13 protein-coding genes and 1 pseudogene are annotated in these 13728 nt (G+C 59.3%); 3 read left to right on the forward strand and 11 right to left on the reverse strand.

Annotated elements, in window-relative coordinates:
• Nucleotides 1-43: 43 nt before the first annotated feature.
• From AAGD24_RS00565 to AAGD24_RS00575, 3 genes are read right to left on the reverse strand one after another with little or no spacing between them, the layout of a single operon-like run.
• Entirely contained in the window at nt 44-1090 is a 1047-nt protein-coding gene (locus AAGD24_RS00565) for an iron ABC transporter permease (protein WP_085678111.1), read from the reverse strand.
• The gene (locus tag AAGD24_RS00570) at nt 1087-2091 is read right to left on the reverse strand and encodes an iron ABC transporter permease (protein WP_085678108.1); all 1005 of its coding nucleotides are present in this window, start codon (nt 2089-2091) and stop codon (nt 1087-1089) included. Before AAGD24_RS00570 ends, AAGD24_RS00565 begins: the two co-directional genes overlap by 4 nt.
• Nucleotides 2085-3041: an ABC transporter substrate-binding protein gene (locus AAGD24_RS00575; protein ID WP_379866204.1), complete on the reverse strand. Its 957-nt coding sequence runs from the start codon at nt 3039-3041 to the stop codon at nt 2085-2087. The genes AAGD24_RS00570 and AAGD24_RS00575 overlap by 7 nt, the downstream gene beginning before the upstream one ends.
• Before the next feature lie 111 nt (nt 3042-3152).
• Here AAGD24_RS00575 and AAGD24_RS00580 point away from each other — a divergent pair, with 111 nt between their 5' ends.
• On the forward strand, nt 3153-4019 hold the full coding sequence (locus tag AAGD24_RS00580) for an ABC transporter ATP-binding protein (protein WP_379866206.1): 867 nt from the start codon (nt 3153-3155) through the stop codon (nt 4017-4019).
• Entirely contained in the window at nt 4016-4933 is a 918-nt protein-coding gene (locus tag AAGD24_RS00585; protein WP_085678099.1) for a sucrase ferredoxin, read from the forward strand. The genes AAGD24_RS00580 and AAGD24_RS00585 overlap by 4 nt, the downstream gene beginning before the upstream one ends.
• A gap of 33 nt (nt 4934-4966) precedes the next feature.
• On the opposite strand, the gene AAGD24_RS00590 is transcribed toward AAGD24_RS00585, so the two are convergent.
• On the reverse strand, nt 4967-7054 hold the full coding sequence (locus AAGD24_RS00590; protein ID WP_379866208.1) for a TonB-dependent receptor: 2088 nt from the start codon (nt 7052-7054) through the stop codon (nt 4967-4969).
• A 218-nt stretch (nt 7055-7272) separates the two neighbouring features.
• Here AAGD24_RS00590 and AAGD24_RS00595 point away from each other — a divergent pair.
• Nucleotides 7273-8067, forward strand: a pseudogene (locus tag AAGD24_RS00595) (DUF547 domain-containing protein).
• Nucleotides 8068-8093: 26 nt separating this feature from the next.
• Here AAGD24_RS00595 and AAGD24_RS00600 read toward each other — a convergent pair.
• The 7 genes from AAGD24_RS00600 to AAGD24_RS00630 all read right to left on the reverse strand — a co-directional run bounded on the left by AAGD24_RS00600 (nt 8094) and on the right by AAGD24_RS00630 (nt 13618).
• Nucleotides 8094-8840 (reverse strand): amino acid ABC transporter ATP-binding protein, encoded by a 747-nt coding sequence (locus AAGD24_RS00600; RefSeq protein WP_036201846.1) that lies wholly within the window; start codon nt 8838-8840, stop codon nt 8094-8096.
• A complete protein-coding gene (locus tag AAGD24_RS00605; RefSeq protein ID WP_075196337.1) occupies nt 8837-9511 on the reverse strand; it encodes an amino acid ABC transporter permease in 675 nt (224 codons plus the stop codon). Before AAGD24_RS00605 ends, AAGD24_RS00600 begins: the two co-directional genes overlap by 4 nt.
• Nucleotides 9512-9537: 26 nt before the next feature.
• Nucleotides 9538-10293, reverse strand: coding sequence for an amino acid ABC transporter substrate-binding protein (locus AAGD24_RS00610; protein ID WP_041332806.1), 756 nt, complete (start codon nt 10291-10293; stop codon nt 9538-9540).
• A gap of 59 nt (nt 10294-10352) precedes the next feature.
• On the reverse strand, nt 10353-11687 hold the full coding sequence (locus AAGD24_RS00615) for a DsbA family protein (protein ID WP_379866211.1): 1335 nt from the start codon (nt 11685-11687) through the stop codon (nt 10353-10355).
• Nucleotides 11688-11705: 18 nt separating this feature from the next.
• Nucleotides 11706-12377 carry a TVP38/TMEM64 family protein gene (locus AAGD24_RS00620; protein ID WP_041332810.1) on the reverse strand — a complete coding sequence of 224 codons (672 nt, stop codon included), beginning with the start codon at nt 12375-12377 and terminating at the stop codon, nt 11706-11708.
• Nucleotides 12374-13126, reverse strand: coding sequence for a YiiX/YebB-like N1pC/P60 family cysteine hydrolase (locus tag AAGD24_RS00625; RefSeq protein WP_041332814.1), 753 nt, complete (start codon nt 13124-13126; stop codon nt 12374-12376). Before AAGD24_RS00625 ends, AAGD24_RS00620 begins: the two co-directional genes overlap by 4 nt.
• A gap of 81 nt (nt 13127-13207) precedes the next feature.
• Nucleotides 13208-13618: a hypothetical protein gene (locus AAGD24_RS00630; RefSeq protein WP_007154865.1), complete on the reverse strand. Its 411-nt coding sequence runs from the start codon at nt 13616-13618 to the stop codon at nt 13208-13210.
• Between the last annotated feature and the right edge of the window lie 110 nt (nt 13619-13728).

A 13728-nucleotide genomic window follows, 5' to 3' on the forward strand; every position in this document is an offset into this window, starting at 1 on the left:
GGCATCCCAAAGCCCGGGGCCTCAGTGCTCCGGGCTTTTACTGTCACCCCAGTTCCCGCCTGAGTCGGTACAGCAGGTACACGAAGAAGGGCGCACCGATGCCCGCAACGAAAATGCCGGCCGGTAGATCCCTGGGTATGAACGCTACCCGACCCACCCAGTCCGCATAGAGAAGAATCAATGCGCCGATCAGTGCCGCGATGGGCAACAGCCCCGTGTGGCCACTGTTGACCAGTCGTCGCGCCATGTGTGGCGCAATCAGGCCGATGAACCCGACCGCCCCGGCATAGGCCACGGCAGAGCCGGCGAGGGCCACTGCCAGCATCAGAAACAGCAAACGATGGCCCTGTAGGGCGCTACCCAGGCCCAGCGCCATATCTTCCCCCATGGATTGTGCATCGAGGTGTCTGAGCTTGATCAGCGCCAGGGGCCAGCACGCCATCAGCCAGGGAGTCAGGGCGGTGACGTCGTGCCACTGCGAGGCGTAGAGGCTGCCAGTGAGCCAGATATAGGCGTTCATTGCGGTGGCATCGGGGCTCAGGACCAACAGCAGGGTGGTCACTGCGGTCAGCCCGGCTGCCAGCCCGACGCCCACAAGCACCAGCCTGGCGGGGCTGATCCCCTTCTGCCAGGCCAGGGCCGTAATGCCCAGGGCCACGACAAAGGCGCCCCCCATGGCGACGGGCGCCAGTAGCAGCGAGGTTCCGGTGACACCCCCGAGCCAGAGGAACAGCACCGCGGCGGCCGACGCCCCACTGGTGATGCCAATGACATCCGGTGACGCCAGCGGGTTTCTCACCAGACCTTGCAGGATCAGTCCAGCTGAGCCCAGAGCAGCGCCCACCAGTATCGCCATGAGTATTCTGGGCAGGCGAATTTCCAGAATAATCAGTGCCAGCTCTGACTGGTTCGGGGCGACCAGTGTGGCGAGTACGTTTGTAAACGAGGTGGGATGGCTGCCGGATGTAAGCGCGAGAACACTGCTGACTGCCAGTAACACTGCGAGCGCACCGGTGACCACCAGAACTCTGGTATTGAGTTTGATCGACCAGCGGTCCTTACGGGAGCGAAGTATCAGGGTTCGGCTCACGATACTTTCCTCACGTGTCGGGCGAGATGGAGGAACAGCGGTGTGCCCAGCAGCGCTGTCATGACTCCCACGGGAATCTCCTGGGGTGGTATCACCAGCCTGGCGAGGGTGTCGGCAGCCAGCAGCAGCGTGGCGCCAATAATGGCCGACAGAGGCAGCAGCCAGCGATGATCCGTGCCAAAGAGGCCACGAGCCATGTGTGGCACGATCAGGCCGACAAAGCCGATCAGCCCCGCCATGGCCACCGAAGTGCCTGCCAGGACAATCACCACCAGACCGATCAACAATCGCACCTGCCCTACTCTGAGCCCCAGGCCGCGGATGACCTCATCGTCCAGCCCGAGCAGGTTCAGTTGCCGGGACAATAGCAACGCTAGGATCAGGGCGCCGCCGAACAGCGGCAACAATGGCGCTATCGCATCCAGGTCGCGCCCTGAAACGGAACCCGCCAGCCAGAACAGGATGCTTTCGAAACGGTCTTGGTTGAGGATCAGCAACCCCTGGGCAAAGGAGACAAACAGCGCTGTCACCGCGACGCCGGCGAGCACCGTGCGCACGGGCGAAACACCGCGCCCGGCTTCCTGCCCCAGGAAATACACCAGCACGGCGGCCGTGGCGGCGCCGGTAAAGGCGGCCCATACCAGTTGCGATGGCGAGGTCAGCGAAAACAGCGTGGCGCCGACAACCACGAAAAACATGGCGCCGGCATTGATGCCGAGAATGCCGGGTGATGCCAGTGGATTGCGGGTGAGTGTCTGCATCAGCGCTCCGGCAAGGGCCAGGCCGGCACCTACGACCACGGAGGTCACGGTTCGCGAAAAGCGTTCCGAGTGAATGACCAGATGCTCGAGGGAGCCGGGGTCGTAGTCCGTCAGGCTGTTGATCAGCATCGCCAGCGATACAGGAATGTGACCGAATATCAGGCTGGATACCGTAGCGGCCAGCAGCAGGCCCAGGCAGAGTAGGGTTCCCAGCGTTTTTGCCGGTGGGGTGGTCAGCATCGTGGGCACCCCTGACGCTCAGGTTGATGAAGGTCGTAGTGCTGGTAGAGCTCGTCCAGCATCCGATTGGCGGCAATAATGCCAGCGCCCATGTTCCAGGTGACCGGGTCCACCTGATAGACGTCGTTTTGCCGCACGGCTTTCAGGTTTTTCCAAAGGGGGTGGCTGGACCAGGTGTTGAACGTGCGCTGAACGGCGGGATCGTCCTCCATGAAGATGAAGACGGCCTCGGCGTCCATGGCCGGGATGCTTTCCTGGCTGGTGAGCTTTATGCCCCAGCTTTCCTGGCGATGGGAGGCTGGGGCAGTGAAGCCAAGCTCGTCCAGCACGGAGCGGGCGAAGCCGCCGTAGTAGATGCGGGCATGGTCGGACCGAAAACTCAGGATTGCCACCTCCTGGGGCCACTGTTCACCCAGCTTTTGGCGGATTCGGGTTCTGAAATCCTCAACCCGTTCCTGCCAGCGCGTCAGCAATTCCTCACCGCGAGCCGTGCGGCCGGTGGCCTTTGCCATCATCGTAAGCAGTGCCTTGAAGTCGTACACATTGCCCGGTATGACCGTGGGCGCGATGCGTTCCAGCAAGGGGTAGATGGTGCGATGCCGGTTCCTGGCGCCAACAATCAGGTCCGGCGACAGCCAGGCGATGCGCTCCAGGTCAGGCTGGGTTTCCAACCCCAGATAGGTCACGCCCTGAAGGTCTTCACGCAGATACTGATACATCGGCTTTTCGGTCCAGGACTCCACCACGCCTATGGGGTTGATCCCCAGCGCCACAGCGGTATCGGTGGCGCCCTGATACAGGGATACCACACGATCAGGCCGGCCCGCGATGGTAGCTTCACCAAGGGCATGCTCCACGGTGGTTACCGGGGTAGTTGTGATGGCAGCGATGGCTGCGGGGGATTGAAGGAGACAGGTAACGATCAGCAGGAAGCTGGCGTAGCGGTGCATGATAAATCCGGTTGTTTAGCGGACAGCAACTATGGGCTGATTTGATGGGGTCAATTTGATAATGAGAATGGGAGATAATATCATCTGACTTCACTCGAAAGCGACGCCAATATGCCCCTGAATCGACATTCCCCATCTCCGGACTACGATCGCCAGCCACGACTGCGGGGTGACTCATTGTGCGCGGGATACGACGGCCGACCGGTGCTGACGGACGTGGATTTCACGGTGCGCGAGGGCAGTGTCACCGTTCTGTTGGGACCGAATGGCTCGGGCAAATCCACCCTGCTCAAAACCCTGGCCCGAACGCTGGCCCCCAGCGCTGGCAAGGTGCTTCTTGACGGCAACGACATCCATCGTCAGCCCACCCGCACCGTCGCGCAACAGCTCGGAATACTGCCACAGAGCCCCACCGCCCCGGATGGGCTGACGGTCAGGGAGTTGGTAGGGCTTGGGCGTTTCCCCTATCAGAGCCTGATGCGCCAGTGGTCCCGGCACGACGAAGCCGCCGTTGAGGAGGCCATGGCCGTGGCGGACGTTGCGACGTTTGCTGACCGGCCGGTGGATGCGCTCAGTGGCGGGCAGCGTCAGCGCTGCTGGATTGCCATGGTGCTGGCCCAGGAAACCGATCTGCTTCTGCTTGATGAACCCACCACGTTTCTGGACCTGAAGGTACAGGTGGACCTGCTGGAACTACTGGTATCCCTGGCGCACACACAAGGGCGGACGCTGTTGGTAGTTCTCCACGACCTCAACCTGGCTGCGGCCTACGCCGACCGGCTGGTAATGATGAAGGCGGGCCGGATTCTGCACGACGGCCCACCGGAGACCGTGTTTACCGCCGACAACCTCAAGCAGGTGTTTGATCTTGATGCCCAGGTTATCCGTGAACCTTTGGCGGGCCGGCCGGTTTGTGTGCCGATAAAACGAACCGTGGCAGAGACCGCCTCCTTTACCTCGCCGGTGGTAACGGCATGAGTGCCTCCGCCCATCGGTTCTGTGCTGTCGACAGTATTGAGGCCGGCGACCCTCTTGCCGGCACAGCAACCCATGCCGAGAGTAATCTGCTGATCAGTTGGCCGCGGCCGAAGTGGTCACGAAGCCTGCGAATCGCCCGTGATATGGATGACGACCTGGCATCACGGGTCAACCGTCTTGCGGCGAGTGGACGGCGGGTGAACCTGATTCACCAGCGTGGTCGGCCGGCGCTCAGTCACCGACTTTACCTATTGCCGGAAGGCCGCAGCTTTGACGTTGAGCGGCGTGACCTGCCGGCGTTTCTGGAGGCCCTGGAGTCCGGCAACGACCTGAGTGGGTGGGCTGGCACAGCGATGACGGACTCCCTGGTGCTGTGTTGCACCCATGGCCGCAAGGACAAGTGCTGTGCCAAGTTTGGATATGCGACCTATCAGGAGCTCGCCCGTACAGTCGCAGACCGGGACCTGCCGTTTGAGGTCTGGGAAAGTTCCCATCTGGGCGGATGCCGGCTTGCGGCGAGCATCATGGTGTTCCCGTCCATGCGCAAATACGGCCGCGTTGCGCCGGAACAGGTGCTGCCTTTTCTGCAGCATGAGGCAGATGGCCTTCCCTACCTGCCCTGTTATCGTGGCCAGTCGCTGCTGACGCCTGCCCAACAGTGCGCTGAAATCTCCGCCCTGGAGTGGCTTTCTGACAGAAACATTTGTGCGGCACTGTCAGTTGGTCCGGAAGCTTCCTGTGATGACAGCAAGGAGGTTGTGGTGCAAGTGGACTGGGCGTCGAATGATGATTCCGGGGCACTGACAGCCCGATGCGGCACCATGGAGGTCGTGCGCGTCGATACCTGTGCGGACCTGGACGAGGGCCCTACGGCGTCGCTTTGCTGGGTGGTAAAAAACATAAGGCCGCTTTGAGCGGCCTTATGTGTGGTCCCGACAATCTTCCGTTTACCAGTCGACCCCGTAACTGACCATCACCGATCGGCCGGGTGCAGTGGTGTACTGGGTGTCGAAATTGTAGATCTGCGAGATCACTGGGAAGTAATCCTCATTCAGCAGATTGTTGATGGCCAGGGTGATATCCCCGTTGCCGGTCCGCCAGGTGCTGGTCAGATCCAGAACCGTGAAGGACTCCACCTCGCCCTGGCCAAAACCGCTACCGCTAAAGCGGTCGCGATCACCCACGACCATGGCCTGCAGGCGATTGCTCCAGCGCGCAGTAGTATCGTGTTCCACATAGCCGGTGAGCTTGAGTGGTGAAATCCGGTTGCCGGCAAGATAGGTGTCGTAGCTGCCATCATCGTCAGAATCGACTTTGCCTTCCATCCAGGTAAAGGTGCCGCCGGCACTCAGGTCGCGGGTGGGATAGGTGTTGAGCTCTGCCTCGAAACCGTAGATGCGTTCAGGGCTGCGCAGCACGGGAATGGGCTCGTTGGCGTTGGCTGCCGCGAGGCTGGTTCCCAGTTCCGACTCACTGTAGAACAGCGTCAGTGCAAGATCGGCGCGATCCCAGACGGCCTCGGTGCCAACCTCGTAGTTGTCGACCACCTGTGGCTCAGGGCGGATCTGATCCAGCGATGTGCCCTGCTGGGGCTGGCGCAGGGTGCGGCCAATCTCCGGCACCGTGAAGCCCTGAGAGAAGCTGGCGGTTGCTGCCCAGACATCGTTCACCTGGTATCGGGCACCGGTATTGAAGACCGTTTCGCTGTACTCCAGCTCACCGCCTTCGACGTCTGCACCAAACACCGTGGTGTAGTCGTCCACCTCGAACCAGAATTTCTCGTAGCGGACGCCGGCATTAACGGTCCACTTCGGATTCAGCCGAAGTTCCGCCTGCAGGAACGGCGCCACACTGTTCTGGTCCATTTCAGGTACGAACGTCCGCCCGTCTTCCAGGGGCTGGGCCGTGGTTTCCATCAGTGTGTCCAGGCCCCAGAGCAACTTGGCGCCAGACATGACGTCAAACGGCGTTTCAAAGTCCAGACGGGAGCCGATGCGCTCCGATTCGGTCAGCGACTGTCCACCGCCGGGATAGAAGGTGGCGAAGTACCCGAAGCGGGTCATGTAGTCGCGATAATACAGCTGCGCACCCAGTGAGGTATTGCCGAACAGTTGCTGGTCGCTGTAGGTCAGGTTCACGTTCAGGTTTTCAGTGCCCTGATCCTCGCCGCCCGGGTCGCCTTTGACGGCGCGGGTTTTCTGCTCGCCGTACACGCCCGCTTCAAGGACGTAATTGGTGTCCTGCTTGATGTCGTAGTAGCTGGTGGTCAGTTCCAGGCGCTTGTCGGCGTCCAGGTCGAAGCCGAGCTTTGCCAGCACGTCGAACTCGCGGGAGTCGGCAATGCCACCCTGGCCGTTCGGGTCCGGCGGGATGCGGTCGCCATCGGCATCGAAGACATTAGCGCGTTTTTCGTAGGAGCCTCGGAGCTGGTAGTCAAAGGCTCCTGAGCCACCGGTCACGCTCTGGGATAGCCCGAATTGTTCGCTGTCCTTGATGTGCTCGGTCGAGAAACCACCATTCAGTTCGGTGCGGTATAAGGGGGTGCCTTTCTCGTTCTTGCGGGTGATGATGTTGATGATGCCGCCGGTACCGCCAAAGCCGTACACACCATTGGAGCCCCGGATTACTTCGATGCGCTCGATCGATGACGGGTCAATGGAGTTCAGGGAGTGAAGCCCGTCGCGCAGGCTGATGGTCTGGGGGATGCCGTCAATCAGTACGAACAGGTTTCGGCCACGCAGCGTCTGCGCCACACTGGTTAAACCGTGGGTAGAGGGCGACAGGCCTGGAACGGTTTTGGCCAGAATATCGCCCACGTTGCCACCCAATGAGGACTGTTTGTCGATGGCGTCGCGGTCAACCACGGTGACCGCACCGGGGTTAACGTTGAGGGAGTCGAGACCGCGAGTGGCGGTTACTTCAAGTGTATCAAGAGATTTCGGTGCCTGATCGGTGCCTTCCTGAGCAGTTGCGGTTGTGGCGCATCCAAGCGCGAAGATCAGGGAATAGCGAAGAGGGTTGGGTTGTTTGAGCATGGTTCTCGGCACCTGATGGTTGTTTTTCATCACGATGCGGAAACTAAACTAAATGTAATCGATTATCAATACTAATTGCATTGTAACAATGGCCGGCTTTTCGTGTCGGTGAAAGAGCAAAGTCGATGAACCTGTAGACCTGTGGAACCTGTAGATCTTTGGAGAGTGATGTGAACAAACCTGGACGATTGATAGGCCTGATGATGTTCGCCGTCATCATGCCGGTGACCGCTGCCGCCGCTGAAGCAACGTTTGACCCGTTTCAGCGTCTGCTAACACAGTACCTGACAGAGTCGACAACGACCGAGGGTGGCCTGGTTTCCGCATTTGACTATGAGGCGGCCCTGGCCTCATCGCAGACCGACGGCCTGCTGGCGGATCAGCGTGACCGTCTTGCAGATTTCGATCCCGGCACCCTCGATGGCGAGGCTGAATCCGTCGCCTTCTGGCTCAACGCCTATAATTTTTTCATGATCGACCAGATCCTGACTGAGCGACCGGACGGAGAACTCGTCGACTCGGTCTGGGACTACGGCGGTCGCGTCAATCCCTTTGTGGACAGTGTTTTTGACCGGGAAAAGTTTGAGATAGGCGGACAGGAATACAGCCTGAACCAGATGTAGAAAGATATCCTTCTTGGGGAGGAATACGCAGATAAAGGGTGGAAAGACGCGCGGGTACACTTCGCGGTGAATTGTGCGTCCGTTGGCTGCCCGCCATTGCGGGAGACTGTCTACACGGCTGACAATCTGGAAAACCTGCTGGCAGAGAATACCCGGCGTGCGTTCAATACGGATCGGCATCTGAGGATAGATGCTGATACTGCGTATGTCACCGAACTGTTCAAGTGGTACGCGACGGATTTCGAAGAGGCATCGGGAACACCAAAGGCGTTTATAAGGGCCTGGGCGGATGCGTCAGTGGCGAGTCGCGTCGCGCAAACGTCTGCGATGGAGTACATCGATTACGACTGGGCGCTTAACAAGCCCGACAATTTTTCTGAATTCCGATAATCGGTGTTGGTCGGCCCGACCGCCGTTCATACCGGATTGGTGGCCAGGATTTTCTTCAGAAAGTCCTTGGTTCGTGGGTCCTTGGGATTATGGAAAATCTCACTGGGAGGCCCCTGCTCCACGATTCGACCTCCGTCGATAAAGATCACACGGTCGGCCACGTCCCGCGCGAAGGACATTTCGTGGGTAACCACCATCATGGTCTGGCGTTCCGAGGCCAACTGTTTCATCAGCCCCAGCACTTCTTCCACCCACTCGGGGTCGAGTGACGAGGTGGGCTCGTCAAACAGGATGACTTCCGCGCCCGTCGCCATGGCACGGCCGATACCGACCCGCTGTTGCTGTCCGCCGGACATGGACGCCGGATAGGCATCTGCCTTGTCGGCGAGGCCGATCCGATCAAGTATCTCCCGTGCGCGCTGGTAGGCTTTTTCTTTCGGCCAGCGATCCACCACGAGCAACCGTTCCGCGATGTTCTGCAACGCGGTCTTGTTGGAGAACAGGGCATAGTTCTGGAAAACGAACGCGGTTCGCCGGCGCATGGAGAGAATGTCCGCGCGGCTGGCGCGGTTCACGTCCACGGTCAGATCACCCACGGTCATGGTGCCTTTGGTGGGTTGTTCCAGAAAGTTGACGCAGCGCAACAGGGTGGATTTTCCGGTCCCTGAGGGACCGATGATCACCACGATCTCACCTTCTTCGATGGCGAGATCGATGCCGTCGAGAACCACGGCCTTGCCAAAATGTTTGCTCAGTGATTCCAGTTTGATCATCGGCTGTAGGCCTTGTTCAGACGGATTTCCAGGTAGTGCTGAAGCTTGGAGAGCATCTCAACGACGATCCAGTACATGATGGCGGCAACAATGAAGGCCTCGAAGTACAGGAAACTGCCAGCGGCCTCTTTCTGGGTGGCACCCATCAGCTCGGTAACCCCCAGGGTAAATGCCAGGGAGGTGGCCTTGATCATGTCGATGAAGTAGTTCATCAGCGTGGGCAGTGCCACACGTGTGGCCTGGGGCAACACTATCCGTCGCATCAGCTGGCCGTTGGTCATGCCGATCGACAGGGCGGCTTCGGTCTGGCTGCGGTCCACACCCACGATGGCGGCACGTATCGATTCCGCCATGTACGCCGAAAAATGCATGGTCAGGCCCATGATGGTCGCCGTAACGCCGTCTATGACCGTCAATGCACTGACCAGTTGCGGCAGCCCGTAATAGAACAGGAACAACTGCACCAGCAGCGGAGTGCCCCGGAAAAAGGAAATGAACACGATGGTCAGCTGATTGAGCACCGGGATGCGCAGCACCCGGACGACGGCGAACAGGCAGGCAAGGATCAGCGCCAGCACCATCCCGACGCCGGCCAGTTGCAGGGTGAGGGGCAGGTACCCGAGCAACACAGGTACCAGCCCAAGCATGTATTCGACGTTCAACACGTCCATAGCGAGTCAGGCCTTGGTGGCGCCCCTCAGGGCTGGGTGATGTCGGTGCCGAACCACTTCTCTGAAATGGAGGCCAGGGTTCCGTTGTCACGCAGGGCTGCCAGGGCCGCGTTTACTTCATCACGCAACGCTCGTCCGGCGTCCGTGTCGCGAAACGGGTAGGCGTTGGTGATCTGGGAGAACGTTGGGCCGGCGAGCTCCAGCGGCAGTGGCTTCTCCTTGATGATCTGGCTGGCACTGACCCGGTCCATAACGAAGGCGTCCACGCGACCCAGAGCGGTATCACGCTCCAGATTGCTCTCATAGGTTTTGATGTTGATTTGGTCTGCATAGGGCAGTTCCCGCAACAGGGCCTCGAAGTTGGAGCCCAGATTCACCGCGACGGTTTTACCCTTCAGATCTTCCACACCCTCGACCTCGGTGTTGCCTTCCTTGGTTACTACCTGAGCACCGTCATAGACATACGGTTCGCTGAAAATGTAGGCCTTCTGGCGCTCCTCGGTGATGGTGATCTGGTTGGCAACGGTGTCGATGCGCCCGGATTCCAACATGCCAAACAGGCCTGAGAAGTTGGCGGTCTGGTACTGGATTTCACGCCCCATTTCCTTGCCAATTGCGTTCATCACATCAACTTCAAACCCTTTGAGGGTATCCTGCTCCACAAAGGTAAACGGGAAATACTGGCCGGACATTCCGACTCTCAAGGGGTCTCCCTGGGCAAGAGCAGGAGCACTTACCATCATGGATACGATGATCAACGAATGAATCAATAGTGTTTTCATAGAACCTCCTTCCAGAGTTTGTCGCCTTCACGGCCCACATTGGGACGAGCATGGAGTTATCATACGCGCCCTTGGCGTTTATTGAGAGTCGCGGTAGCCGCGACGATGCTCTTTTCGATCACCCACAACCGATCCTGCCCCCAACAGCTGACCTCCCCGTAACGGAAGCTGGGAACGCCCCATAGCCCGCAGTCATACATGGCTTTGCGGTTGTTTTCCGCCCACTCACGCCAGCTTTGATCGTTCAATAAAGCCTTGGCTTTCTGCCAGTTCAGGCCGGCTCGTTCGACGATTACTTTCAGACCGGCATCGGTTTCGGAGCGGATGCCTTCGGCATTGACGGCCCTAGCGTAGGCCAGCATGTAGTCGGTCTCGCGACCGAGTGAGCGGGCGTATTCGAACAAGGCATAGCATCTTTCCACGCCCGGCCCCAAAGGATCGGCGACGAAACCATACGGAATGCCCAGTTTGTTGGCTTCCCTTTTGGTGTCGTGGAAGATGTACCACTTTTTGGCATCCGGTACCGACTGCCCGCGCATCAACATGGGCAGAACCGGTCTCAGTTGAAGAGGAATATTCCACGCCTTGGCCAACTGGACTGCTCGCTCCAGGCCCAGATAGGAGTATGGGCTGCGGATGGAAAAGAAGACCTCAAGGGTGGTGGTCGCTCGATGGCCGTCAGCCGGGCTGGGGCTGCTACTCATCAAATCGGACCATGTGCGCGTGAAAAGGACCGCATCGGGGACGTCCCGGTTCAGTCCCTGTTCGTTTAGACGCCGCTCAAGATGATCCAGGCGGTCCACACCCCAGAACCATTCACCCAGGTACCTCGTCATGCTGCCTTGATAGTGCCCTAGCCTCCGGAGCAACCGTTCATTCTCGGACAGCTGTGCGAGGTCATACCTTGCGGGCGCTGTGTCCGGTGGCGAGCCGGAATGTGAATGCCATAGATCTTCCAGCACACGCACGGCGGTTATCAGCCCTTCACCGGTTTTTTCTGCATTGAGCAGACGGGCCGTGGCTGTCGTCAGTTCGGTCTCGGAGGGCGCCGTCGGCCGGTCTGGAGGCGTGAAGCCGTATAGTTGTGCGAGCCTTGTGGCGTCCTGTTGCGCCCAGGTGCGCCAGAGAGCCGGCTCGGGGTACATGTTGTCGTCCAGTTGCCAGACAGTATGGACCCGGAAACGCACATAAAAACGTTCCTGTAGCTGGATAAGCGCTTGCAACAGGGGCAGCCCAAATGGGTCTCGGGGGTTTACGAACACCTGGACAAGATCGCTCTCACCCCGCGTCTTTGCCCGTAGGTTGTGAAGGGATCGTTGCAGAGCGTATCGGGGCGCACTGGAAAGGGCACGGGCGAGCCAGGGCATAACATCGGCTTTGACCGGACGGCGCATAAGGTCGTCTCTTTGTTGTTATTGGTTAAGTTGAAGCCAGCGCGCCAGCTGCGAGCCGGGGTTTCGGCTGATGGACCACGGCAACCATACCATCACTGCCAGGATAATCGCGCCTGCGGCGACGGTAAGTACCGGATTCAACGTGAACGTGTTCCCCAGGCCTGCAAACACCACCGTCATTGGCAGCATGCCAACGAAGGTGGCAATCGCAAAGCGCCAGGCGCGTATGGCAGTGACGCCGGCGGCGTAACTGATCAGGGCGAACGAGAAAACGGGTATCAGCCGGGTCAGCAGGATGGCAATGGTGAGAAAGCGTTGCGAGCCATCCCGTGCAAGCACAGGGTTGTCCGGAAAACGTTTGCAGATCACCTCGCGTCCGAGGCAACGGGCAACCCAGAACGCCGCCATGGCGCCCAGCAGGGCACCGGTTGCTGCAATGGCGGTTCCCTCAAGCACACCAAACGCCAGACCTGCGGTTGCACTGACCGGAAGCGTGGGAATCGGGCCTATCACAACCGCCATCGTCATCAGCAGCATCAGCAACAGTGGGCCGGCAGCCCCCTGGCTTTTCAGCCATTGTGCAAGGGCATCTGGAGACAGGTCCGCAGGTATTCCCAATATCTGCAGCAGCCACCAGGCACCTGCCAGGGCAGCCATTACCACAACAACGATGGCGATTCTCAGTGTCATTCCGCCCACCGGAACCCCCGGTAATCAAACCCTTGTTCCAGTGTGGGTTTAACGACGTCGAAATAGGGGGAGGCGTCGAAATCCCGGGGCGCAAATAGAGAATGGTGGCGAATCCGGAAGTACTCGCGTTTTTGCGCGTCGCAAGCCGGATCACCTTCTGATTCGGACAGGCTTACGGGCAGTATCGGGTAACGGAGGGCCTGGAATCCCTCGGCGATGAATGTGGAGCAGATCGCCCGCGTGGGATCACCGCTGCCAAGGGCCAGAAGCGAACGTCGGTAACGGGACGGTACCGGTGGCGTCGGGCACAGGTAGCGTGCCAGATCCCAGACGTTTTTCAGGTCGTACTGGTGGCCGAGCCGGCTTTTCGAGTAATCCACAAGCTTGTCGATATCATTGTCGGTGAGTCCGACCGGGCGACAGATGCGGGTATGGGTGTTGCGGTATGCCGACAACGAAAGCGGGCGAATACCTTCCTCAAGATCCGCCTCGATCAGTACATGTGGCTCGCCATTGCCGGCGGCGCCAAGGCCCGCGTTCGGTCCCAGGTAAAGGGCGGCGTGCGACCAGGTTGACTGAGTCAGGTACTTGATGGCTACACTGATTCGCGTATTTCCCTCCACCAGTAAAACGTCGCCGGGCTGAAGAGTTTTTTCCAGGGCCTCCCAGGCGGAGGTGCGCACCGAGTGTTGGGTGACCTGCTTTGAAAGATAGGTGGTCAGGCGCCGTGACAGCCAGTTCAGTAGCATCGGTACTCCGGTTGTTGGCGGTAGGTTGATAGCAACAAGGACAAACAACCGGACTGACTGTTACAACGCCCTGGCGCCGTTTTACGCAGCAGTGGGAGCCGGTTGCCTCGAAAGCGTAAGCGTATCGTAATCACGAAGCAGATACAGCGCCGCGCATGCGGCGAGCATGGGCCAGGCCGCAAAGAACAGGAGGTTATCGAAAGGCTGCAGGTATTTCGCGAATGAGGACAGGGTGGAAGCACCGTGGAAGATCAGGAGTGCGCCGTAAGTCCAGGTTTTCAGAAGGCCAGCAACAAACATCAGTATCAGCACAAGTTGTGCGATGCCGATGAGGTAGACGGCTGTCTCGCCAAGGCCATCGAGCCCGTAGAATGAATCGAAAACCTTGATAGCGTGCTCGGGCTGAACCAGTTTATCCAGGGTCCAGACCAGAAAAACAACGAAAACACCAAGTCGAAGTAACAGCAGGGCAAGGGGTAACTGCTTGGGCATTCCATATCTCCTTTCGAATTTTGAATGATCGTTCCAGAGACAGAGCGGCGGTGTGGGAGTTCCATTGGCAAGCGAAAAGAGTGGTTCTGTCAGAGCCTGGTGTAACGTCC

This window comes from Marinobacter sp. M5B (genome assembly GCF_042604615.1).
Lineage (GTDB): Bacteria > Pseudomonadota > Gammaproteobacteria > Pseudomonadales > Oleiphilaceae > Marinobacter > Marinobacter salarius.